The following is a 23267-nucleotide window of genomic DNA, read 5'->3' as shown; positions in this document are numbered from 1 at the left end:
TTGGTTAGGGCGCGACACGCGGTAGATTGGAGATATTAAGACAACGTTCTCATGTTCTTCGGCGAACATCGCAAGATGCCCGTAGGAATAAAAAGAAAGACGGCTCATGAGCGCAACCACCATTCATTTCGTCCGGCACGGCAAGGTGTACAACCCCGACCATCTGCTCTATGAGCGGCTGCCCGACTTCCATCTCTCCGATCTTGGCCGGCGCATGGCCCAGGCCACTGCCGCCTATCTGGCCAAGAACCCCCAAACCAACACGATTGCCGCCGTGTATTCATCGCCGCTCGACCGCACACGTGAGACCGCCGGCGCGATTCTCGATGCCCTGAACCCGGTGCGCGAAGCTCGCGGCGAAGCTCCGCTCACCCTCGCCACCGATGGACGGGTGATTGAAGCGGGTAACGAGTTCCGCGGCAAGCGGATCGGCCATGGCGAGGGTGCCTTGTGGAAGAACGGCAACTGGAAGCTCGTCACCAACCTGTACAAGCCCAGCTGGGGCGAGTCATACCAGCACATCGCCCAGCGCATGGATGACTTCGCGCGCGAGAAGGTCGCCCAGCACCCCGGCGAGCAGATCGTGGTGGTCAGCCACGAGTCGCCGATTTTCAGCTACCGACACTATCTGGAGACTGGCCACCCGGAGCACTGGATGTTCCTGCGCCACACGGCGCTTGCCTCCGTGACCTCGGTGACATACGACGACGAAACCGGCCGTGTGATGTCAATCACGTATGTTGACCCAGCGGCCAACGTCAAGTAACGGCAGACTGGTGTCATACAACCTTGGCTTCCTTCTCTGAGACTGAGCCGTGAAGCAAACAGTCCGGTGGACTGTTTGTAGGCGAGCTATTGAGGCGCGGGCGGAGCCCGTCCACAATTGCTGTCGAGTTGGCTCGCGAAGCGAGACTGAGGGGAGCCTGAGTCGCGCAACCGAACTTCTCTCAGACGGCTTCGCCGCCAGCTCCCCTCGAGGAGGGAGCCAAGTAAGCGCGTACAATCGAGTGGTGGACGCAAAGGAGCACGGATGACTATCGAACTGAATCGTGAGGCAATCGCGCAGGTCGCAGCATTGCCGGCGGTGGCCAAGGCCGCTGAAGTGGGCTCGGGGCTGATTGCTTTATGGCCGTTGATCGAGGCTATGCAGATGGACAACGACGCCAAGTATGCGGAGAATCTGCAGGTGCGCATCACCCGTGCGTTCGCGCGAATTCTGACCGGTGAAGACGTCACTGTGCCGGACGCTGAGTTCGTCTATGAGGGCGCCGATGAGATTCCTGGCCGCCCGCAGAATATCGTCGACGCCCTACTCGCTGCCAATGACGCCTACGATACGATGACCGGTTACGCCGAATCCGGCGATGCAGAGCTGATTATCGAGGCGGCCAACGCCTTGGGTATTGATTGGGATTCCGAAACGGCGGAATCAGTGAAGGAAGCGATTGCCGCTGTGGAAGCACAGGTTGAGGCTGACGCTGAGGCCGATGGTCGCCTGGCCACGTCCGCCGAGCCTGCTGATGTGGCTGTTCGATTCGCCACCGCGCTCGCCGTGTGCGATGCGTTGCTGGGTGTGGTGGCTGGGGATGCCGCCGATACTTCCGGTTCCGCTGATGGTGTTTCGGTCGATGATTCAGCAGACGTCGCAGACAGTGTTGCCGCCAGTGCAGCCGCCAAGGTTCTGCCGATTCTGCTCTACGTCAACGAACTGCGCGAGCAGTGCTCGGTGCCGCGCATCTGCTTGACTGACAAGCAGATTCTTGATCTGATTGAAGCCCGTGCCAATACCTCCGGCGCCGACTCTTTGGCCGCCACCGCCGAGTTCATCGCCCCGCTGGCTCAAGCCGAATGGGACAAGCACCGCGAAGACGTGCTCTGGAACCCGGACGAGGCCAAGCGCCAAGCCAAGGAAGAGGATGAAAAGCGCAACAAGGAGGCCCTGGCCGCCAAGTTCGCACACATCAAGGACGACCCCAACAAGGAAACCGTGGAGTTGTAAGCGGTATTTCCCAGCTCTTTGGGGAAATCTTCGCGTTGGCGATGCCTTAGCACAACGATTTCTCGAGATCAAGGATTACTGCGAGAAATCTTTGCGCTGGTAACCGTTATGGGTGAACTATTCGTTGTCGAATCGTTTCTTCATGTCCAATCGGCGTCGCAAGATGCCGTGAACCCTTATAAATCAGGGGGGATTATATGGATATTGTGGTTGGTGGGTTCGGCGAGTTGCGCAATGCGGCATGCCCGGGCATCGAACAATTGATATTAAAAGCCGGCGGCAATGCCAGCAATGACAGCGACGATGCCGCACTGCTTAGCCGTGGAAGGCTGCTTGCTGACGTGCCATCGCCCACATGGATGGAGCTTCATACCGCTGCGGACGGCAGCCAGGTGCTGTATGCGGTGTTGGAAGACACCAATGAGATAGCGTCATTTCGCGTCGAAGGGGCGGGCGACTCATTGCGGCTTGTGGAGCTGTCCCGCGTACCCACGCCGGGTCATGCCGTCACTCATGTGGTGTTTGTGCGCGACGACGAAGGTCAGGGTCGCCTCATCACCGCCGACTACGCCGACGGGTACGTTTGCGTGCATCCGGTAACGGAATCCGGTGTAATCCTCGAAGTCGCACAGATGCTACGCGGCGAGGGGCATGGGCCGCTGCCGGCTCAGGAATGTCCTCACGCTCATTGGGTGCAGCCATTGCCTGATGGCCGAGTGCTGACCAGTGATCTGGGCGCGGATCGCATCTATGTGCATCATTGGGAGCACGGCGAGCTGATTCGTGAGGGCGCGGTGACCCTCGCGCCGGGCACCGGTCCGCGCGACCAACATCTACTGCCGGTCGATTCCGATGACCCTGCGTACGATTGGCGTGTGGTGGTGGCCGGTGAATGGGGTGGCACGGTAACGCTGATTGGCCCTGAGCCCGGCCATGATGCCAAACATTTCGACAATGGAACAATCCGTGTGCTGCAAACGGTCAGTCTTGGTCCTGATGCGCTGCCGAAGCCGGATCAGGCGGCTTCGCTGGCGTTTGTGCCATGGAATGCACTGCAGGGGAACGCGGGTGCCGCGGTAGCCAGCGAGGGCATAGCTGGGTTGGCGTATGTGGGGCTGCGTGGTTCCGAACGCATCGTGACGTTGTTGTGGGATGGCAAGCGGCTTACCCGGCTTGACGAGCCGGATGTTCCTGGTTGGCGTGGCCGTGGCATTGATTGTGCCGGGAGCCGTCCGCGTCACTTATTGGCGATTGGCAATCTACTGCTTGCCGCCAATGAGGCCTCAAATAATGTGGCCATTTTCCGTCTCTCCGCCGATGGCGAACCGAACCTTGCCGCCACGCTGCCTTCTGGAGCTCCGACCGTGTTCGTGCGGTTGTAAAGCAATGCATACGAGAAAACCGCATCCTCAATCGTGATATCTGTTTTTTCAGCCTAACGATTGGGGGTGCGGTTTTTTCAGTGGGAAGACCGGTTTGACCGGGCTGCCTTATCGTAATGTCACTGACCTTGCCACGGCTTCTGGCCGTCGTCCTCGTTGTCGGAAGCCGGGATGGTTGAATCATCCGGTGCGACAGCCGGCTCGGCGGTAGGAGCTGGCGTGGCGGGCTGTCCGTAGTTAGAAGCGGGAGCCGCCGGCTGACCATAGTCAGGGGTTTGTGCGGCAGTGGGCTGCGTGTAGGTGGCAGGTGTCGCGGGCTGGCTGTAGTCGGGCGCAGTGGGAGCCGGCTGACCGTAAGCGGTAGGTGCGGCCGGTGCAGTCGACTGCGCGTACGGGTCGTGGCCCGGTACAGGCCGAGCAGTCTGCTGGGCATACGGATTATAAGCCGGTGCGGTCGGTGCGGCCTGCCCGTAAGGCGCGGCATTCGGGTCGCCATAGCCCGGCGCGGCCTGAGCGTAGCCGTTCGGAGCGCCATAAGGGACGGCTGCGGCGAAATCGTCGTCAAAACGCGCGCCTTCCGGCTTGCTGGGTAGCGTCATGAACACAATGTAGACAATGCCCGCTGCGGCCGCGATTATCGCGCCGATGAACAGGATGCCAAGGCTACCCGCTGCGGCTGTGGCATAGTAGCCGCTGTCAGAGGGGGCTTCCCCAGACTCTGAGGACGCCGAAGAGTGCAGCGCCGCCGCCAACAATCATGAGGATTGCGCCAGCAAACACGGCTCCATAGAAGATGGCAAGCCACCAGCCGGGCTTGTTGATGTCGTGGAGACGGCGAACGGATAGTGCGATGCTCGGGACGAGTATGGCCAGGCTCCACAGCGAAGAGAGGAATGACAGGTGGTCATTGGAGGCATCCACGAGGGTTGACAGCACGACTTGAATGGCAAAGCTGGCCAGCATCCACCACCAGAATTCGCTGCGGGATGCGCGGCCCCTGAACACCACGTACTTCTTCCAAAAACGCAGGAATGCCTCCTGGAAGGAGCATCCGTAGTAGGGCTTGTTCAGCGGAACCGCGTTGGTGCCTGTGGCGGCTGCGGGCGCGGGGTAAGCGTTGTAGGTGGGCGGCACTTGGCCGTATGCGCCATCGGGCTGACCGTAGGGATTGCCATTGGGCTGACCATACGCAGGCTGGCCGTAGGCGGGAGCCGATTGCGCGCCGGCTGGTTGGCCGTAAGGCTGGCTGTATGCCGGGTTGGGTTGCGTCGGCTGCTCCTGTCCATATGCGGGCTGTTCGTAAGGGTTGCCGGAGAGCTGTCCATATGCGGGTGCGGGAGCTCCGTACTGCGGCGCCACGGTATTCGGCTCGGCTGGATTATTGGTGTCAGGCGTGCCGTTGGACGCAGGATACTGCGGCGCGGGCGCACCATTGTTGGGATCGGTCATTGATACCCCTTTCACAAGATGAGACTCATCGTCTCTCATTTTTCCAGTTTTTTATGAAAAACCCAACAGGAACAATGAATGTTGTCTGAGTGTGGACAGTCTTGGCGATATAGCGTGATTTGTTATCAAATTGATGTCGAATGATGATGACCGTTTCTGTTTGGTCGTGTTACTTTAAGACAAGATTTGCGTACGGCTGCAGGGACGGAGCTGGCGGGCAAGCGAAATTCTCGGCGCAATGAATACCAACAATAAGACGTAAGGAACACCGATGAACCGCGATTACGCTGACACTGACGTCAACGTCGACCTTCACGAATCCCGTGAGAGCGAGTCCCAAGACTGGGATCTGCTCTTCGTGAGTCTGTCCTGCTGATTCCAAGGGTGGCGCGTCCGGCGCGCGCGGCACAATAGGGGACTATGACTGATGCTGCAAACACCAAACCCGAACTGCCCGCGAACGTTCGCGTCCGCTTCTGCCCCTCGCCGACCGGAACCCCGCATGTCGGCATGATTCGTACCGCCCTGTTCAACTGGGCGGAAGCTCGCGCCACCGGCGGCACGCTGATCTTCCGTATCGAAGACACCGACGCCGTGCGCGACTCCGAAGAAAGCTATAACCAGATTCTCGAATCCCTGCGTTGGCTGGGCATCGACTGGGACGAAGGCATCGACGTGGGTGGCCCTCATGGCCCGTACCGCCAGTCCGAACGCACCGACATCTACAAGGATGTTGCCGCCAAGCTGCTCGAAGCCGGCTACGCCTACGAGTCCTTCTCCACCCCCGAGGAGATCAAGGAACGCAATCTCGCCGCGGGCCGTCCCGCCGAGTTCGGCTACGACGGCTACGACCGTACGTTGACCGACGAGCAGAAGGAGGCTTTCCGTGCGGAAGGCCGCAAGCCTGCACTGCGTTTGCGCATGCCCGATGAAGACATCGCCTTCGACGATCTGATTCGTGGCACCATCGAGTTCAAGGCCGGCTCCGTGCCGGACTACGTGATCGTGCGCCCGAACGGCGACCCCCTGTACACGCTGACCAACCCGGTCGACGACGCGATGATGGAAATCAACGTCGTGCTGCGTGGAGAGGACCTCCTGAGCTCCACCCCGCGCCAGATCGTGCTGTACCGTTACCTGATGGAACTTGGCATCGCCAAAGAAATGCCGCTGTTCGGCCACATGCCGTACGTGATGGGCCAGGGCAACAAGAAGCTCTCCAAGCGCGATCCGGAATCCAACCTGTTCAACCACCGCGACAACGGCTTCATCCGCGAGGGCCTGCTCAACTACTTGGCCCTGCTCGGCTGGTCGATTGCGCCGGATCGCGACGTGTTCTCCATGGATGAGATGATCGCCAAGTTCGACGTGCGCGACGTGAAGGCCAACCCGGCTCGCTTCGACATCGACAAGGCCATCTCCATCAACGCTGAGCACATCCGCATGCTTGAGCCCGAGGATTTCCTGCGCCGCTCTGTGCCGTACCTGCACCGTGATGGTGTGGTTTCCGCGGATAACTGGGACGCGCTGACTGCCCGCGAGCAAGAGATTCTGACCGCCGCTGCTCCGCTGGTTCAGCCGCGCGTGCGTCTGCTGGGCGAGGTCGCTGGTATGGTCGGCTCCCTGCTGTCCACCGAGGAATATCTGGAGCCTGCGGATGACGCCAAGAAGCAGCTCAAGGATTCCGCCGGAGAAGTGCTGGACGCCGCCATCGCCGCGCTGGAAGGTGTGGATGAGGCCGATTGGGAGACCGATTCCCTGCACGAGCTGCTCAACAAGACGCTGGTTGAGGACGGCGGATACAAGCCGCGCCTGGCCTTCGGCCCGGTCCGTGTGGCCATGTCCGGCCGCCGAGTCTCCCCGCCGCTTTTCGAGTCCATGGAGATCGTCGGCAAGCCGCTGACCATCGCCCGCCTGAAGGGCCTGCGCGCGCATCTGTGATTTCTCTTCCCGAGGGGAAGCTAAAGGCGGGCATCTGTTCACGCAGATGCCCGCCTTCGCATACTCCAAGCAATGCCTGTGCTGCCGTTGTGACTCGAAATGCCGAGCGCATGCATTCATTAGGTAGATTGGCCATTCATTTGGTAGGTACTCCGTCACGCCGGTCATTGGAATGGCGGGTTTCTGTGGATGCGGCTTGAGCGCCACCTACCAAATGAATGGCCAATCTACCTAAGAATGAGCTGAGAGACCTCTGCTGTGCATTTTGGCCGATGATGATGTAACTAGATGCGGGTGGGTTCGGCTAATGCATAGTGCGACACGCCGGGAGTTGCGGTGATCTGTATCCTCGCGTACAGTATTCATCTGTTGCGCGGTTCGCTTCGCAACCAGTGAAAACTGAATATGCCCCCATCGTCTAGCGGTCTAGGACTACGCCCTCTCACGGCGCCAACACCGGTTCAAATCCGGTTGGGGGTACGACGAACAACTCTTCGGAGTTGCTACGCCAAGCCAAATTGGGGTGTGGTGTAATTGGCAACACAGCTGATTCTGGTTCAGCCATTCTTGGTTCGAGTCCAGGCACCCCAGCCAATGACCCTCGCGGATTCGCGAGGGTTTTTTGTTTTCCCCGGTCGAATCTCGGCGGTGCGAATTATGCCGACGTGCGGAGTGCCAGTCGGAGACGGGCAGAAGCGGACGCGAACGTTCTCGGGGAGTTCGGGTTTGGTGTTTTCAGCATCAGTCATAATCCCCTATTGTGCCGCGAGTGCGGACGCCGGTGAACAGCAGTGCGGTCGGTTTCTTGTCCACATAGGTGGCGAGATGTTCTCGAATCTTGCCGGCCAAGGGCGCGGACACTTCGATATCGCGCTTGCTACTGGGCGTTTTCGTCTCCCCGAGGATTGACACCTTGTGCCCGTTCTCGCTGACTTCCTTGGCGCTACGGCGCACATGCAACAGCGCAGGGCTTGCATCCAGCTCTATATCACGATGTTGCAAGCCAAGCACCTCGCCTTGACGCAAACCCAGCGTGCCGGCCAGCAGGACGCCAAGGGCGAGATTGGGCGGCATGGCGTCGGTGAGCGCCTGAACCTGCTCGCGGGTGGCTATCACATACACATGCTTCGTCGCCGGGCGCGGCACCTTGAACTGCGCCGGGTTCACCTTGATGAGCGTCGAGCCCTGATCGTCCAGCGGCTTTGTGGCGGCGGTTCTTTGTCGGCTTCGCCATGACACGCCTCTCTGATCGTCGGCAAGCACTAAGAGCGGTTAGGCGGTAAGCCCTAAAGCGGTACCGCTCAATTTACCGACTTTTCTACCCCAGAAAACGGTTCAGAACGTGCCGGGACGGAAAGCGGCCAGAATGCCGTAATGCCTCAAAAAGCCCGGAATACCGCCGTTTTGGCAATGAAAAAGCCCTTTTCCTATGGGTGGGAAAAGGGCATGAGCGGAGGATACGAGATTCGAACTCGTGAGGCTGTTACACCAACACGCTTTCCAAGCGTGCGCCATAGACCACTAGGCGAATCCTCCATGCCGTACTATGCTCGGTGAAACCGTGCTCAGTAGGCAACTCGAATAAACTACCACAGGTCTCGGATAAGTGCATACTCGGCGTGGCGTGAGTTCGAATCTCGTATCCTCCGCCTCCGATTTTTGGTGCGCGGACAGCTTTGTCGCTCGCGTCTCTCGTCTTTTGGCTGTGCAAATGCATCGTGGATGAGAAGTCTGCCTCATGCTGAGCTGCGCAGTCGCGCAACAGTACAGCCGTGCAGTCAAAAAACACACAGCCGCATAGCCGCACAATATGAGGGGATGTTACCGCTCGCATGCTGGAATCGCAGTCAGCATTGAGCGCCAATCTTTCAAATAGTGAGACATTTTATTGGCTCTTGAATGACGAAACCAGCTCTCAATACCGCACATCTACTAGAAAATCAAGACTGTTGTTGAAGAATTTTTTTCTATAGAGTTCATAGTTGGTCTTGAGCTATTGAGCTATTGAGCTATTGAGGTATTTGCAGTGAGAGAGGGTTTAGCATGGTTCGTCGCGCCTGTGCGCAGTCCGCTGAACTGAACACAATTCGAGAACACGATACGCACGTTGCCGATTCCTTCGCGCGCGCGATGCAGGTGGACGCTGCCCATCAGCAGTCGTCCCCGATTTCGGCGCGTGCAATGGCTGCCGTCGTGTTCCTGTTCGCATTGATTGCCGCGACCTTCCTTCCCGCCGCAGTCATCCCGCAGTCTGCCTTCGCGGATACGCCAACGGCCACGATGGTTACCGCAGCCGATAAGACGGACACCAGCGGCGTTGAGTACACGACCTGGGCCGACGTGTCCAAGGCCATCGAGGCGCAGCTGCAAGAAGGCGCCAAAGACTATAAGTCCGGCAACACTGCCGGCTCCACGTCCGCGTTTATGTCCGCGTACAACACTATCTACATCGCCTCCAACTTCACCGCCGTGGTGCGTGACACCATTAGCTCGGATAAGCAGACCGCCCAGCAGCAGGCTTTCCAAGACATACAGAACCTCTCTTACACGGCCGGCAACGATGATCAGCTCACCCAAAAAATCGACGCCCTGAGCGCCGACCTCGACGCCACTGCCCAGCAGCTCGACGCCAATACCCAGCTCGCCAAGCCGAAGCAGTACAACGAGAATCTCCAGAAGCAGATCGCCAAGGAGCGTAAGGAACTCGACGCCAAGAAGAAGCGCACCAAGAACACGGCCAAGACTTGGAAAGACGTCGCAGACGCGATGCTTCCGATTCTGGACAATGCATACAAGGCCTATGAAGGCGGCGACGCTGCCAAGGGCGCCACGCTTGTGAATGACGCCTACTACCAGCACTACGAAAAGCTCGGTTTCGAGAAGACCGTGCTGAGCGCCATCAGTGGCAACCGCGTCTCCCAGGTGGAATACCAGTTCAAGCTGTGCCGCTCCTCGATGAACACCGGCAAGTCGACCTCCGAAGTCAAGAAGTACGTCGAAGACCTGAAGAACATGCTGACCACCGATGCCGCCAAGCTCGACGGTGGCGCTGCCGATCAGGAGGGCGGATTCCTCAAGTTCATCACCAGCTCGGTCGGCCAAGCATTCCTGATTCTTATCCGTGAGGGTCTCGAAGCCCTGCTCGTGGTCGCCGCCGTGGTGGCCTACCTCGTCAAGTCCGGCAACAAGCGCTTCACCAAGTGGATCTACGTGGGCGTGCTCGCCGGTCTGGCCGGCGCAGGCGTGGTGGCAATCATCTTCATGGTCGCGTTCGGTGGCTCCGGCCCGCTGCAGGAGATCATGGAGGGCGTGTGCGCGCTCATCGCCATGTGCATGCTGCTGTGGACCAGCAACTGGATGCTCAACAAGTCCTCGGTCGAGGCCTGGAACCGCTACATCAAGGGAAAGACCGAAGCCGCAGTGGCGTCCGTCTCCTCGCAGGTCGAGGCCGGCGAGAAGGTGGCTTTCCGTACGGTGGTCTCGCTCGCCATGTTGAGCTTCCTCGCCGTGTTCCGCGAGGGCGCCGAAACCGTGATCTTCTACCAGTCCATCTACACGATGAGCCAGGATACGCACGGCATGGTGGTCGGTGCACTCGCCGCCGCCGTGGTTCTCGTGATTATCTTCCTGGTGATTCGCTTCACCTCCGTGAAGATTCCGATTGGCCCGTTCTTCTTGGTCACTTCGATCTTGATGTCCGTGCTGGTGATCGTCTTCGCCGGCGGCGGTGTGCATGCGCTGATCGAGGGTGACCTGCTGCCCGCCAACTACTTGCCGGGCATGCCCACCAACGATTGGCTTGGCTTCTACCCGTACGTTGAATGCATCATCGCTCAGGTGTTGGCGGCCATCGCCGTCATCGCGCTGTTCGCGGTCGGATTCATCAAACAGCGCAAAGCCAAGGCTCAATTCGCCGTCGCCTCGGATGCGAAGGCCAGCGAGGCTGTCGCTCAGGCGTAACGCAACACAAACTTGCGGCATGGAGACGGAAGCGATTCCGCCCCGCGCCGTCACAACTAAAAACAAAAAAAGAAGTCGTGAATAATCCATTCACCACAACAAAAGGAATATAGAGAAATGATGAAGAACAAGAAGCTTGCCGCTCTGCTCGGCGTACTGCTCGCCGGCTCCATGGCTGTTTCGATGGCTGCTTGCGGTTCGTCCAACAACGCCTCCGACACCAAGGCGTCTACCAGCTCCTCCGACACCGCCAAGAAGGACGATTCAGCCAAGGCTGATGCCCCGAGCGATACCGCTGGCTTTGAAGAGGTCCCGGTTGGTCCTTCCGGCACCGCTGAGGAGCAGGATAAGCCTGCCGGCCCGCTGACCGTGGGCGCTGTCTACTTCCAGCCGATCGACATGGAGCCCGCCTCCTCCGGTCTGAAGGCCGCCGATGCGAGCTTCCACCTGGAAGCCGACATCCACGCCTCCCAGGAAGGCACCGACTACGGCTACGGCAAGGGAGACTTCGTTCCTGACCTGACCGTGAACTACACCATCATCGACAAGTCCACCGGCAAGGAGGTCGAGGGCGGCAAGGCCACCTCCGGTACCTTCATGCAGATGAACGCCTCCGATGGCCCGCACTACGGTGCCAACGTCAAGCTCGACAAGGCTGGCACCTACCAGCTCAAGCTCTCCATCGAGTCCCCGGCCTCCAAGGGCTGGATGCTGCACGTCGACCCGGAGACCGGTGTGAAGAACCACCAGTTCTGGACCGAGCCGATCGAGGTCACCTTCGACAACTGGGACTACACCCCGCGTCAGTGGTGACGGCGTAAGCCCGGTGGGCTGTTTGTAACCGTCACGAGCGATGCGACAGCATCGCGAGCAGCATTGAGCCGGCCGCAGGCCGTCCATAATTGCTGGTGATTTATTAAGCTCCCTCTGATGAGGGAGCTGGACGCCGAAGGCGGACTGAGGGAGAGAAGAACAGTAAAACAATACGTGGAGTCTCTCCCCCAGTCTGCTACGCAGACAGCCCCCTCGTCAGAGGGGGCTTATATTACTTTTAGCGCCAATGCAAAGAAAGGACGCGAATGCTTGAACAATTCGTGGCAGTGATGCCGGGAACATTGGCCCCCGCATTACTGGTGATGTGCCTGAGCGTGATGCTCGCGGTCGGCGAAGGGCGAGACAAGCCCGCCAGCGCGCATTGGCGTCTCATCGGCCTGATCGTTGGCCTGATCGCCGCCATCGTGTTCGCGAGCCTGCGCGCCTCGGCCGTGATCAACCAGCGCACATTCGTCAACTATCCGGTGCTGTGGTGCGCGATCATTGCCGACATCCTCGCCATCATCGTCGTAGTGTTCGCACGTCGCATCACCACCAATTGGCAGCGGCACAAGGCCATCATGCACATCGCGAACGCCATCGCCGCCATCGACATCGCGCTCACCCTGTTCTACGCACTGCCGGACGTTATTCTGCAGCTGACCATCTGGGTGGAGCCCGGCGATCCGATCTTCACCTCCGACATGCTGTTGCGCGCGCTCGGCTTCGCGCTGGGCCTGGCCATGTCGATTATCGTGGCCGCCATCTTCCGCACGCTGCGCTCCACCGCAGTGCGCGCCTCGTTCACCGCCGCGGTCCTCGCGGTGATGGTGATTCTCTTCATCCAGCACCTGACCGGTGTCATGCAGATTCTGCAGGCGCACGGCTTCCCGATGGGCCACACGGCCTTCGTGGCCCTCGCATGGTCGATCAACCACAACAGCTGGATGATCATGGCGCAGGCATTCGTGTTCCTGATTCCGGCCGTCGCCTCCGTGGTGGCCGGCTTCCGCATGCCGCTGACCGGTGCGAACGAAGCCATCGGACGCAAACACAAGGCATTCCGCCGCCGTGCCGTGGCCTCCGCCGTATGGAGCCTCGTGGCGATGATTGGTGTCACGCTGACCCTCACCGTCGGCGTCGCCGCAACCCAGCAGACCATCACCCTTTCGCCACCGGAGGCCTACTCACTCAAGGACGGCGTGGCCACCATCCCATTCAGCCAAGTTGAGGACGGCCATCTGCACCGCTTTGAATACAAGGCCAAGGACGGCACCGTCATGCGCTTCATCATCATCAAGAAGAACGGTGGTGCGTATGGCATCGGTCTGGACGCCTGCGAGAACTGTGGCGACGCCGGCTATTACGAAAAGGATGGCAAGATCATCTGCAAGAAGTGCGAGGTGGCCATCAACCTGGCGACCATCGGCTTCAAGGGTGGCTGCAACCCGATTCCGTTCCCGTACAAGACCGGCAACGGCAAGATCACCATTCAAACCACCGATCTGGACGCGCTGAGCGCCCACTTCCAGTGAGTGAAGGCAGGAGGCAAAAACCATGTTCTTTCTGCGTATGATCGCTCGATCGTTCACCCGCCAGCTGCGCCGGCGCCTGCTCATCGCGCTTACCGTATGTCTTTCGGCGACGGTGTCTGTGTCGATGCTGGGCGTCGTGTTCGACGTGGGCGACAAGCTCAACGCCGAGCTGTCCACCTACGGTTCGAACATCACCGTACAGCCCAAGGCGGATGCGGTCGTCTCCGACCTGTACAACACCGAGGCAGGCGGCGTGGCGTCCACCAGCGATCCGACCGCCTTTCTGAAGGAATCGGACGCGGCCAAGATCAAAACAATTTTCTGGGCGTTCAACATCACCAACTTCGCGCCGCAGCTCAACATTCACGCCACCGTAAACGGCACCAATGCGTCGATCGTCGGCACCTGGTTCAACAAGAACCTGAAGCTCTCCACCGGCGAGACCACCGTGGTGGGCGTCGAGGGCATGCGTTCGTGGTGGCAGCTTGACGGCAAGTGGCCCAAGGACGATTCCGACCAGGGCATTATCGGCAAGACGCTGGCCACCGAACTCGGCGTAACAACCGGCGACACCGTGACCCTCAACAAAACCACCGTCTCGGGCAAGAAGAACGAGCAGAAAATCACGCTCACCGGCGTCTACGATTCCGGTGACGAGGATAACGGCTCGCTATACATCGCATCCTCCATCGCTCAGGTGCTGGCCGATTTGCCCGATTCGGTGGACAAGATCGAGGTCAAGGCCCTGACCACGCCGGAGAACGACCTGGCCCGTAAAGCCGCGCAGAACCCGTCCGTGCTGAGCCAGGACGAGTGGGAGACCTGGTACTGCACCGCCTACCCAAGCTCAATCGCCTACCAAATTGAAGAGGTGATTCCGGGCGCTGTGGCCAAGCAGGTGCGTCAGGTGGCCGCTTTGCAGGGCAATGTGCTGCAAAAGACGCAGGCCGTGATGATTTTGATGACCGTGCTGAGTCTGATTGCCGCCACCGTGGCCGTGGCCAACCTGATGGTCGCCTCGATCGGCGAACGGTCCGGTGAGCTGGCGTTGCTCAAGGCGCTCGGTGCCACCGATGCCGCAGTGTCCCGCCTGATGATGGCTGAAACGGCGACGATTTCGTTGCTGGGCGCGATTGTGGGTGCGCTGCTTGGTTCGGGTGTGGCGCAGCTGATTGGGCAGGTGGTGTTCGGCTCCGGCATCACCATGCGACCCATGGTGTTCGTGCTGGTGTTCGTGCTGCTGGCCGTCACCGTGCTGTTGGCATCCGCCTCTTCGATTCGTTCGATTCTGAACCTCAAGCCCGCGGAGGTGCTCCATGGCCGCTGAGTTTTGCTCACATAACTGGGAAGGAGGAAACCGATGACTAACACCGGCATGTTCTTCAGGATGCTGTTCAGCGCCGTGTTCCGCCGTCGTTCGCGCGCGATGATGGCGGTAGTGGCGTCTCTGGTCGGCGCGGCCACACTGTTCTGCTTGGCGATGATTTGCATCGCCGTGCCGCAGCAGATGAATGAGGAGATGCGTGCGTATGGCGCAAATCTGATTGTCACGCCTACCGAATCCACTGGGGATAAGGCCGGCATAGATGAGTCGATGGTCCAGCACACCACTGAAATGGTCAAAGCCAAGGGTCCTGCGAAATACGCCACCTATCGCTACGAAAACGTGCGTGTGAACGCGTCTCCGTATGTGATGGCCGGTGTCGATGCGGCGCAGGTAAAGAACCTCAATCATCACTGGGTGGTCGACGGTAAGTGGCCGTCCTCCGGCAAGGTGCTGGTCGGCCGTGACATCGCCGATGCTATCGGTCTCAAGGTGGGCTCCGCCATCACTATCGGTTACCGTGCGTCCGATAATGCCAGCTCTACTGGTACTTCGGCCTCCTCTAACGAGGGGACTGGCTCGGCGAATGACGAGACCTCCTCAAGCAGCTCCCAAAACTCGTCCAACGACATGCAAGGCATGGATATGTCTGGCGACATGGCTGGTATGGATATGTCAGGCTCGTCTTCCTCGGACCAGTCGTCCTCAAGCCAAACCTCTAATGGCCAATCAGGCCAATCCCCATCCGATCAGCCAACTCAAGACGGCCGCGTCTCCAGCGACATCATGGATACCTCCGGCACCGAATTCCGTGTGGCCGGCATCGTGGACACCGGCGGCAGCGAGGATTCGATCATCTACGCCACCAACGCCGACGTCAACAAGCTCACCGGCGTGACGCGCGGCGTGGACGTTATTGAATATTCGGCCGGAACCAGCGACCTCGCAGGGCTGGTTTCCAGTATCAATGAGATGACTTCCATGCACGTCAAGGCGCAGCAGGTCACTAAGATCACCGCCTCTGACACCCGCATCATCACCATGTTGCAGACGCTGTTCTGGGTCGTCTCGCTCGTGGTGCTGGTGCTTACGCTCGTCGGCGTTGGCACCACAATCAGCTCGATCGTCTCGCAGCGACGCAACGAAATCGGCCTGCGTAAGGCCCTCGGTGCCAGCTCACGCGCAATCGGCATTGAGTTTTATGTCGAATCGGCGTTTTACGGCCTCATCGGTGGTCTGATTGGCACTGCAATCGGCTACGGCCTCGCCAGCTGGCTGTGCGTGGCGGTGTTCGAGCGCTCCATCGGATTCAACTGGTGGCTGGCGCTGATTTCCGTGGTGTTCAGCGCGTTGGTCGCCGTAGTCGCCTCCATCCCGCCCGTCCACCGCGCCACCCGTATTGACCCTGCCGTTGTGCTTCGCGAAGAATAAAGAAAGAGAATCGTCATGCTACTTGAACTCGACCACATCTCGAAGATCTACGGCGACCTGCACGCCGTAGACGACCTCAATCTGACCGTGCCGGAAGGCGAATGGCTGGCCATCGTCGGTTCCTCCGGTTCGGGCAAGACCACGCTGATGAACATGATTGGCTGCATGGACACGCCCTCCAAGGGTTCCGTGAAGCTCGAGGGCCGCAAGCTGGAGGATCTGAACGCCACGCAGCTGGCCGACGTGCGTAAGAACCTCATCGGCCTGGTATTCCAGAAGTTTTATCTGGTGCCGCACCTGACCGCTGTGGAAAACGTGATGGTGGCGCAGTACTACCATTCGGTGGTCGATGAGAAGCAGGCCATGGAAGCGCTGGAGAAAGTCGGTCTGAAGGATCGCGCCCACCACCTGCCCGGCCAGCTCTCCGGCGGCGAGCAGCAGCGCGTGTGCGTGGCTCGTGCGCTAATCAACGATCCGAAGCTGATTCTGGCCGACGAGCCCACCGGTAACCTTGACGAGAAGAACGAGAAGATCGTGCTCGACCTGTTCCGCAAGCTGCATGAACAGGGCACCACAATCATTGTGGTTACGCACGATGCGCTGGTCGCCAGCTGCGCGCAGCGCGAGATCATGCTCAACCACGGCGTGCTCGTCGGCGAGAAGTGGAATGACGAGGATGCGCGCAAGGCGTATGAGGCGGTCGGTGGCAAGCCCGCTTCCACGGGTGCGCAGGTGGAAGGCGCACAAAACGGCGAAACCGCCATCGGATTCGCCGACCCCACCAAGGCCGCAAAAACCGGCGGCGAAGAGTAGGGCCGTATATTGGCTTCCCCGGGCACGAGGGGAGCCAGTGTGAGGTGCGAATAGGATATTGGATATGACTGAAAAGAACACGTTGAAGAAGTCCGCGACGCTGGCGGCGGCTGGACTGGTCGTGGCCGGTGCGCTGCTGGCCGGGTGTGGCGAATCCAAGGCCACGCCGATGGATGATGCGTATGCCGGCAATTCGGGCGAGACCCAGAAATCGCAGGAAGAGCAGTCGCAATCCCAGTCGGATAGCTCGAATGGTTCCGATTCCAGCTCGTCTCAGAACGACCCGTCCACCACCACATCCGACAAAAAGGACACCGGCAACTACAAGGACGGCGACTACTCCATCAACGGTCAGTATGGCCCGGTCGGCGAGGATTCCATCGATGTTCATCTGACCATCAAGGACGGCAACGTTGAGAACGTGGAAATCGTGGGTCACCCGTTCACCAAGATTTCCAAGGGCCACCAAGATGACTTCGCCAAAGCCATCAACGGCGTGGTGGACGGCAAGCCCCTGAAGGGCCTCAAGGTGGATAAGGTCGCCGGCGCCAGCTGGACTTCCGACGCCTTTAACAAAGCCCTCGAAGTCGCCCGCCAAGAGGCGTCCATTCAGTAGTAGGTAGACATCTGCAGATTTTTCAACCGCGGGAATGGGCATTCTCCGCTTCAAGGGGCTGATTTGGCCTTTGCGGAACTTCTACTTGCGTTTCGAGGGGCTGCTTGAGGGCGAGATCTCAACTATCAGACGCATATTGGTTACGTTATTCTGCCGTTTTTAGTGCCTGTCTACTTTGCCATCAGCCCCTTGAAGCGGAGATAGATGTTCTGAAAAGACCAAATCAGCCCCTCGAAGGCGAAGTGCACGTGTAGTCCGTTACTTCAGTAACGCCGGCCAGAGTAGATCAGACATACGGGCGGCCCAGGCGGTGTCGTCATCCATCGCTTTGCCTTCGATGGCCTCGTACGCCACCAAAGACCCGATGATGGTGGACAACAGCAGTTTCTCGTCAACGCTTTCGCGGAATACACCTTGCGTCACGCCCTGCTTCAAGAATGCGGCAACTCGACCCAGCCACGGCGTAATCACCTGATTGACAATGTGCTGGAAAAATTCGGCCTCGCTGGATAGCACAATGCCTACGCGCTTGACATCGATGTTGTTATTGCGCACCCAGTCCACCAGTCGTTGCAACAACTGAGTGAAATGCTCCCGCGTGGGGCTGGGTACTGGGCCGGCGTCCGGGTTGACCAGATACATGGCACTGATCTCGCGCAGCAGCTCGTCAGCATTATGGTAACGGCGGTAAATCGTGGTTTTGGCCACGCCGGAACGACGAGCCACCTCTTCGATGGTCACGCCGCTGATGCCGCGATCCACGGCGATCTGCAGCGTGGCCTGCATCAGCTTGCGATCCGTCGCCTCGCGGGTACGCTCGCCTCGGAGCATCGTGTCCGTTGTCCTCTCCATCATCTCTTCTCTTCAACATGTGCTCCCGCTGGCGGGAGCTGGCCGGCGAAGCCGGACTGAGGGTGGTTCATGTCGTCGGCTCGGGCCATATTCCCTAGCTCAGTACCTTAGTGCTCTCGACCTGCGCCACATACCACTGGTTGAACTTCACCAGTGGCTTGCGCAGCAGCAGTCCCAACAGCAACAGCGGCGGTATGAACGCCAGCAGCAGTCCGGCAGCCCTCCAATAGTCCATGTCGTAGATGCCGGCAATAGCCGCGCGCATCATCGTCACTGCGTGGGTGAGTGGCAGGAACGGGCTGACTTTCGCGATGAAATCAGGCAGCATTTGCATCGGGTAGGCGGCGTTCGCGCCCGATATCTGCACGATGAGCATCAGCACGCCGATTGCTTTGCCCACATTGCCGAAGCTCGCCACCATGGTGTAAGCGAAGAACGAGAACACCAGCGAAGCCAGCCATCCTGTCAGCATGAACAGCAGTGGATGCACGGCCTGCACGTGCAGGAACAGCAAATCGCCGCCCAAGGACACAGTGGACTGCAGCAACGCAATCAGCGCGAACACCCCGTAATGGCCTAGGAATAGCTGATGTGGGCGCGGGTTGCCCAGTGATTCGCGGGTGCGCCGCGACACGGAGGTTTTGAGCGTGACCGCCATCAGTAGCGATCCGACCCACAGCGGAATCAGCGTATAGAACGGGGCCATTGAGGAGCCGAAATTCGCCACAGGGAACACGGCCTTGCGTTTGAGCTGCACTGGAGCGGCCAAGGTGCTGGCCAACGTTTCGGGGTCGTTGCCCAACACCTCCTTGACCATGCTCATGTCGCCGCTGTTCAGTGCCTCGCTCAGCTTGCCGTTGAACGACGTCAGTTCGGAGCTTGCGGAGCGTAGTTTGTTGGCCACTTTGTCCAATGTGGCGTGGGCCTCGGCAAGCATGCTGTCGGCATCGCTTGATGTGCTTCGCAGATCGCTGAGTGTGGTGTTCAACTTGGCCGCGCTGGTGTCCAGAACACTGGAAGCATCGGCAACCGTGGCCGACAAGGACTCGATTTGTGGCTGCACGTTCCTGGCGTAATCCGCGGCGATGCTGGCAATGCTGTTTTGCGCCTGCTTGGCCAGATCCTTGACCTGCGCCCGCTGGTTCTGCGCGTCTTGGTTGCCCTGGCGGATATCGCTGGCTGTCGTGTTCAGCGCCTGCTGCAACCTGGTCTGCCGTGTGATTGAGCGGTCCAATGCCTTGACGATGGACGAATCGTCGCCCAGTAGTCCGGCCAGCGTATTGCGGATTTCGGTATATTGCGCGGTCTGCTTGCCCACGGCTGTGGCCTGGTGTTCCAGCTCGTCGGCGGTCGTGGTGGCTCCGCTGTTCGCGTCGGCATAGAGCTTATCGATGGAATCGGACACCGCGCCGAAGCTGGAGGCGCTCGTGTCCAGCGCGTTGCTCATTGCCTCGGTGGTGGTGCTGAGTGTGCCGGCCACATCGCTGACGCCTTGTTTGGCGCCTTTGAGATCTGTGCTGCCTTGTTGCGCGGCGCTGGAAGCCTGCGTGATGAGCGCGTTCGCGGTGTCCAGCAGAGCGCCGGCGGAATCGGTGAGTGAGCCATAGGTGCCGAGGAGATTGGCGGTGCTCTCGAGCTGGGTGGCGAATCCGGCGATATTCGTATTGAAGGTGTTCAGTTGCTCTTTCGCTGCGGGCGTGGAGAGTTGGTCAGCCAGCGATGACGCAATCTCCAGCCCGGCTGAGGTGATGGTTTTGGCAAAGACGGTGTTGATTTCCGCCGCCACCTCGTCGGTGCCCTCGTTGAGTAGGTTCGGAGCCAGCGCGTTCTTCTTCTCGTTGCGGTAGTAGGTCAGCTCGGCGTGCTGCACATCGTCGGAGAAGAAGGTCATCATGTCTTTGCTGAACTGCTTCGGAATCACGATGGCCGCATAGTATTTACCGGATTTCGCGCCTTCGATGGCGTCGGACTTGGAGGTGATGGTCCAGTCGAGTTCGCTGTTGGCGCGCAAGGCGTTGACCACTTGGTCGCCTACGGTGACTTTAACCGGAATCAGATCGGATCGATAGCCCTCATCCACATTGGCTACGGCGAACTTCAGGTTCTTCATGTTAGAGAACGGATCCCAGCAAGCGGCCACATTGAACCAGGTGAACAGGCCGGGAATCATGACCAAGCCAATCACGATGATGATGGACACCACATTGCTGGTCAAGCGCTTGATGTCGCCGGTAAAGAGCTTCCAGATTGTGCTCATCGTGCGTGCTTGCCTTCCTTGGTCGGCGGTGTTGCGGGAATGGTAAGGGTGTCTGCGCTGTGGTCGGGCCGTGCCTCGACGTTGGCCGGCGGCCGGTGACCGGTTTTATGCCTGTACAGCATGGCGCGAATCGATTCGTCGGAGAGGTTGCCGAGTTCGGTTTGGCGGCGGATGGAATCGCGCATATATTCCACGACCATCAGGAAGCCGACGATGATGAGCACCCATGCCAGCCACGTGCCCATCACCACGATCTTCTCGCTGGTGGTCAGCGAGAAGACGATGATGAGCGCTGCCGGCACCACGAATCCGGCAATCAACGCGCCCAGCAAGAGGCGTGGGTAGTGGTAGGCGAATTTGGCGGCGCGGCGCTCGATGGCGTGGCGGTATTCCTCGCGGTCGGCCAGTGCGGCGATAGCCTGGGTGACGCGGTATTCGTTGCTGGTGATGTGCACCGGCTCGCCGATAATCATGTCGCTTTCCTTGATTTCGCGGGCGAACAGACGGTTGAGATTCGCCAGCTTGGGACGGGCGCCGAGGCCGAGCAGGAAGGCGAGCATGGCGAAAATTAGCAGTTTGCCGATGTAGCCAAACCAGTGACCGTCATAGAAACCGCCGATGGTCTCGCGCAAGGCATCGATGGAATAGGTGAACGGCAGCAACGGGTAAAGCGTGCGGAAGAATCCCGGCATCATTTCGATCGGGTACAGACCGGAGGCGCCGGGCACCTGCAGGATGACCAGCGCCACGCACACGCCTTTGCCTACGTGCATGAAGGTGGTGGAGAGGGCGAAAATCACTGACATGTACACCAGTGAAGTGATGACGCAGGTGAGCAGGAACACGGGCGCGCTCGCGCATTGAATGCCGATGATGAGGTCGCCGATGCCAGTGACAAGGCCCTGGGTTGCGGCCAGCGTGGCCAGCAGCAGGAAACGGCCAAGATAGCCCTGGGAGGGGGTGAGGTTATCGATGTCTTCATCGTCGGTCTCGAGCTTGGGAATCACTACAAGCACGAATGCGCCTACCCACAGAGACAGGGTGGTGAACAGCGGTGCCATGCCGGAACCATAAGCGGCGACCGGATAGATGGCCTTCTCGATAATGACGGTGGGAGAGAGCATGAAGTCGGATATTGTGCTGGCGTCGAGTTTGCCGTCGGTGCCGATAAGCGCGTTTAGCGAACTGGAGATGCTCAGGGCCTTGATATCCGTGGCGAGTGTGCTGAGTTTGGCCTGCACACCGGCCAGAGCCTGGTCGGTGCTGTTCAACGCGGTTGTGGTGGAGGAGACCGCTTTGTCGAGCTGGTCGAGGGTCTGCTCCGATTGATCGATGAGCGAGCTTTGCGAGGTGATGCCATTGGACAGCGTACTGGCTGTGGAACTCAACGTGTTCAGGCCGGTGTTCAGTTGGGGAAGCGCGCCGGAAACCAGTGTACTGCGTGCGGTGTTGGTGGCATCCAGTGTGGTCTGGGTAGCGGTGTTGAGGCTGCTGGCCAGGCCTGCGGTATCGGTGTAGGTGTTACCGATGGTGGTGTTGAGACTGCTGAGATTATTCAGGGTTTCGGCGAGGTTGCTATTGCGGTTGTCCAGCTTGCTGATGGCGGATTTGAGCGGTTCCTGATTGGCGTTCGGCAGTTCCTTGAGCTGGGCGATGATATCGGCATTGGCCTGATTGATGTCTGCGGCGGTATTGATCATGCCGCCTACCTGCTGGTTGGCGGAGTTCAGCATGCCGGTTACTGTGCCGATGCTCTGATTGGCTCGAGAGGAAGCCTGGCTCAGCAGGCTTGACCCTTGGTCGAGGGAGCCGGATGTGGCGGTGACGAAAGTATTCAGACTGGTCTGTGTGGTGCCGATGAGTTTGGACGCGCCGGCCAGTCCCTGTGCGGTGTCGATGCCGAGTTCTCGTGCGTCTTCCAGCGCTTGGCGGGCCGTCCGTGTTTGTTCAGGCGTGCCGGCGAGCTTGGTGTTGAGTTTGGCGATGGTGTCTCGCGTGTGCTGCACGTCACTGGAGGCTTCATTGAGTGTAGTGATCGTTTTGGCTTTGGTCTGGTCTTCGGCAGCGATGGCTTTGTCTCCGACCGTGTTGATGACTTCGGTAAGCACCTCGGACACGGTGGACACAAAAGTGGAGTTGACCGTGCGGTCCACGGTGGATGCGCCGACGTCGGTGACTTTGGGCGCGATGGCGCTGGCTTTCTCGTTGACGTAGTACTGGAGGGTGGGTTTGTCTTTGCCGCCGGTCACCACACCGGCAAGGTCATTGGAGAAATCCTTGGGAATCACGATGGCGGCATAGGCTTTGCCGGATTCGACCTGGCTCATTGCTTCGGCCTCGGTAACGAAGGTCCAGCCGAGCTGGTCGTTGTCTTTAAGCTGGTTGACGATTTGGCCGCCAAGATTTTGTTTGCCGATCAGGGCGTTGTCGGTGCCGGTGTCGTTGTTGGCCACGGCGACGGTGATGCCGTTGGTGTTGCCGTATGGATCCCAGAAGCCGACGATGTTGTACCAGGAATACAGCGGCGGAATGAACACCATGCCGAACATGATCACCCAAGCTGCCGGCACTGTGAACAGGCGCGCGAAGTCGCGCTTGAGAACTTTCAGGATGTTGCCCACTGATACCCCCGGAGCCTGCTGCTGGATTACTGCGTTTCTCGTAGCGATACGGTAAGCGTAGCGCTACGGTTTAAGTAGCGTAATACCGCCGGGGGAGATTGATGGGTGATTTCGTCCGAATATGCGACTGCCCGGCGGCTTATCGTGCGCCGTTGGACAGTGTGTCTGGTTTTGGTGTTTGTGGGGCGTTGAAAAGAGTCGTTTTGGGCGGTATCCTCTCCCTGCCGGGAAAGCCCACCGCGTGGTTAACTTTTCACCGCGATGTGTTTGTCCC

At 59.4% G+C, this 23267-nt stretch carries 15 protein-coding genes, 3 tRNA genes and 2 pseudogenes; 13 read left to right on the top strand and 7 right to left on the bottom strand.

Features of this window, described 5'->3' with window-relative positions; all coding sequences use genetic code 11:
* Window positions 1-106: 106 nt before the first annotated feature.
* From NBH12_RS02345 to NBH12_RS02335, 3 genes are all read left to right on the top strand, one after another.
* Window positions 107-766 carry a histidine phosphatase family protein gene (locus NBH12_RS02345; protein WP_025341526.1) on the top strand — a complete coding sequence of 220 codons (660 nt, stop codon included), beginning with the start codon at window positions 107-109 and terminating at the stop codon, window positions 764-766.
* 264 nt (window positions 767-1030) lie between these two features.
* Window positions 1031-1999: a hypothetical protein gene (locus NBH12_RS02340; protein WP_014483346.1), complete on the top strand. Its 969-nt coding sequence runs from the start codon at window positions 1031-1033 to the stop codon at window positions 1997-1999.
* A gap of 197 nt (window positions 2000-2196) precedes the next feature.
* Entirely contained in the window at window positions 2197-3381 is a 1185-nt protein-coding gene (locus NBH12_RS02335; RefSeq protein WP_250819131.1) for a lactonase family protein, read from the top strand.
* A gap of 119 nt (window positions 3382-3500) precedes the next feature.
* Here the strand turns inward: NBH12_RS02335 and NBH12_RS02330 are convergent.
* A pseudogene (locus tag NBH12_RS02330) lies at window positions 3501-4830 on the bottom strand (DUF805 domain-containing protein).
* Between the two features lie 420 nt (window positions 4831-5250).
* On the opposite strand from NBH12_RS02330, the gene gltX reads away from it, so the two are divergent.
* The 3 genes from gltX (at window position 5251) to NBH12_RS02315 (ending at window position 7365) form a co-directional block, all read left to right on the top strand.
* Window positions 5251-6771, top strand: a complete 1521-nt coding sequence (gene gltX, locus NBH12_RS02325; protein WP_025299502.1) for a glutamate--tRNA ligase — start codon at window positions 5251-5253, stop codon at window positions 6769-6771.
* A 407-nt stretch (window positions 6772-7178) separates the two neighbouring features.
* Window positions 7179-7251 (top strand) — tRNA-Glu (locus NBH12_RS02320).
* A gap of 39 nt (window positions 7252-7290) precedes the next feature.
* Window positions 7291-7365, top strand: a tRNA-Gln gene (locus tag NBH12_RS02315).
* 50 nt (window positions 7366-7415) lie between these two features.
* Here NBH12_RS02315 and NBH12_RS02310 read toward each other — a convergent pair.
* The 3 genes and pseudogenes from NBH12_RS02310 to NBH12_RS02300 all read right to left on the bottom strand — a co-directional run.
* Window positions 7416-7520 (bottom strand): annotated as a pseudogene (locus NBH12_RS02310) (glutamate--tRNA ligase family protein); the annotation flags it as partial.
* On the bottom strand, window positions 7513-8010 hold the full coding sequence (locus NBH12_RS02305; protein WP_225851407.1) for a site-specific integrase: 498 nt from the start codon (window positions 8008-8010) through the stop codon (window positions 7513-7515). The gene NBH12_RS02305 and the pseudogene NBH12_RS02310, both read right to left, overlap by 8 nt.
* 212 nt (window positions 8011-8222) lie before the next feature.
* Window positions 8223-8307, bottom strand: a tRNA-Ser gene (locus NBH12_RS02300).
* A 507-nt stretch (window positions 8308-8814) separates the two neighbouring features.
* Here NBH12_RS02300 and NBH12_RS02295 point away from each other — a divergent pair.
* From NBH12_RS02295 to NBH12_RS02265, 7 genes are all read left to right on the top strand, one after another.
* Complete coding sequence (locus NBH12_RS02295; protein WP_502801742.1) at window positions 8815-10731, top strand: FTR1 family iron permease; 1917 nt, start codon at window positions 8815-8817, stop codon at window positions 10729-10731.
* A gap of 117 nt (window positions 10732-10848) precedes the next feature.
* A complete protein-coding gene (locus tag NBH12_RS02290; protein WP_003831328.1) occupies window positions 10849-11544 on the top strand; it encodes an iron transporter in 696 nt (231 codons plus the stop codon).
* A 266-nt stretch (window positions 11545-11810) separates the two neighbouring features.
* Window positions 11811-13079, top strand: coding sequence for a DUF2318 domain-containing protein (locus tag NBH12_RS02285; protein WP_003831330.1), 1269 nt, complete (start codon window positions 11811-11813; stop codon window positions 13077-13079).
* Between the two features lie 22 nt (window positions 13080-13101).
* Window positions 13102-14406, top strand: a complete 1305-nt coding sequence (locus tag NBH12_RS02280) for an ABC transporter permease (RefSeq protein ID WP_106647747.1) — start codon at window positions 13102-13104, stop codon at window positions 14404-14406.
* 33 nt (window positions 14407-14439) lie between these two features.
* Entirely contained in the window at window positions 14440-15834 is a 1395-nt protein-coding gene (locus NBH12_RS02275) for an ABC transporter permease (protein ID WP_250819130.1), read from the top strand.
* 15 nt (window positions 15835-15849) lie between these two features.
* On the top strand, window positions 15850-16647 hold the full coding sequence (locus NBH12_RS02270; protein ID WP_014483372.1) for an ABC transporter ATP-binding protein: 798 nt from the start codon (window positions 15850-15852) through the stop codon (window positions 16645-16647).
* Window positions 16648-16711: 64 nt separating this feature from the next.
* On the top strand, window positions 16712-17263 hold the full coding sequence (locus NBH12_RS02265) for an FMN-binding protein (protein ID WP_003828075.1): 552 nt from the start codon (window positions 16712-16714) through the stop codon (window positions 17261-17263).
* A gap of 258 nt (window positions 17264-17521) precedes the next feature.
* Here the strand turns inward: NBH12_RS02265 and NBH12_RS02260 are convergent, their stop codons facing one another.
* From NBH12_RS02260 to NBH12_RS02250, 3 genes are all read right to left on the bottom strand, one after another.
* Window positions 17522-18115 (bottom strand): TetR/AcrR family transcriptional regulator, encoded by a 594-nt coding sequence (locus NBH12_RS02260; protein WP_025221078.1) that lies wholly within the window; start codon window positions 18113-18115, stop codon window positions 17522-17524.
* Window positions 18116-18209: 94 nt separating this feature from the next.
* Window positions 18210-20372: a YhgE/Pip domain-containing protein gene (locus tag NBH12_RS02255; RefSeq protein ID WP_250819129.1), complete on the bottom strand. Its 2163-nt coding sequence runs from the start codon at window positions 20370-20372 to the stop codon at window positions 18210-18212.
* Entirely contained in the window at window positions 20369-22993 is a 2625-nt protein-coding gene (locus NBH12_RS02250; protein WP_250819128.1) for a YhgE/Pip family protein, read from the bottom strand. Before NBH12_RS02250 ends, NBH12_RS02255 begins: the two co-directional genes overlap by 4 nt.
* Window positions 22994-23267 lie beyond the last annotated feature (274 nt).

This window comes from Bifidobacterium sp. M3-N-101 (assembly GCF_023656805.1).
Lineage (GTDB): Bacteria > Actinomycetota > Actinomycetes > Actinomycetales > Bifidobacteriaceae > Bifidobacterium > Bifidobacterium breve.
The sequence above is the reverse complement of the archived record's forward strand: the minus strand, read 5'-3'. Positions and strand labels throughout refer to the sequence as shown.

Coding starts and splice junctions, on each gene's coding strand:
- NBH12_RS02345 (WP_025341526.1), top strand. CDS start 107: ATGAGCGCAACCACCATTCATTTCGTCCGGCACGGCAAGGTGTACAAC.
- NBH12_RS02340 (WP_014483346.1), top strand. CDS start 1,031: ATGACTATCGAACTGAATCGTGAGGCAATCGCGCAGGTCGCAGCATTG.
- NBH12_RS02335 (WP_250819131.1), top strand. CDS start 2,197: ATGGATATTGTGGTTGGTGGGTTCGGCGAGTTGCGCAATGCGGCATGC.
- gltX (WP_025299502.1), top strand. CDS start 5,251: ATGACTGATGCTGCAAACACCAAACCCGAACTGCCCGCGAACGTTCGC.
- NBH12_RS02295 (WP_502801742.1), top strand. CDS start 8,815: ATGGTTCGTCGCGCCTGTGCGCAGTCCGCTGAACTGAACACAATTCGA.
- NBH12_RS02290 (WP_003831328.1), top strand. CDS start 10,849: ATGATGAAGAACAAGAAGCTTGCCGCTCTGCTCGGCGTACTGCTCGCC.
- NBH12_RS02285 (WP_003831330.1), top strand. CDS start 11,811: ATGCTTGAACAATTCGTGGCAGTGATGCCGGGAACATTGGCCCCCGCA.
- NBH12_RS02280 (WP_106647747.1), top strand. CDS start 13,102: ATGTTCTTTCTGCGTATGATCGCTCGATCGTTCACCCGCCAGCTGCGC.
- NBH12_RS02275 (WP_250819130.1), top strand. CDS start 14,440: ATGACTAACACCGGCATGTTCTTCAGGATGCTGTTCAGCGCCGTGTTC.
- NBH12_RS02270 (WP_014483372.1), top strand. CDS start 15,850: ATGCTACTTGAACTCGACCACATCTCGAAGATCTACGGCGACCTGCAC.
- NBH12_RS02265 (WP_003828075.1), top strand. CDS start 16,712: ATGACTGAAAAGAACACGTTGAAGAAGTCCGCGACGCTGGCGGCGGCT.
- NBH12_RS02260 (WP_025221078.1), bottom strand. CDS start 18,115: ATGGAGAGGACAACGGACACGATGCTCCGAGGCGAGCGTACCCGCGAG.
- NBH12_RS02255 (WP_250819129.1), bottom strand. CDS start 20,372: ATGAGCACAATCTGGAAGCTCTTTACCGGCGACATCAAGCGCTTGACC.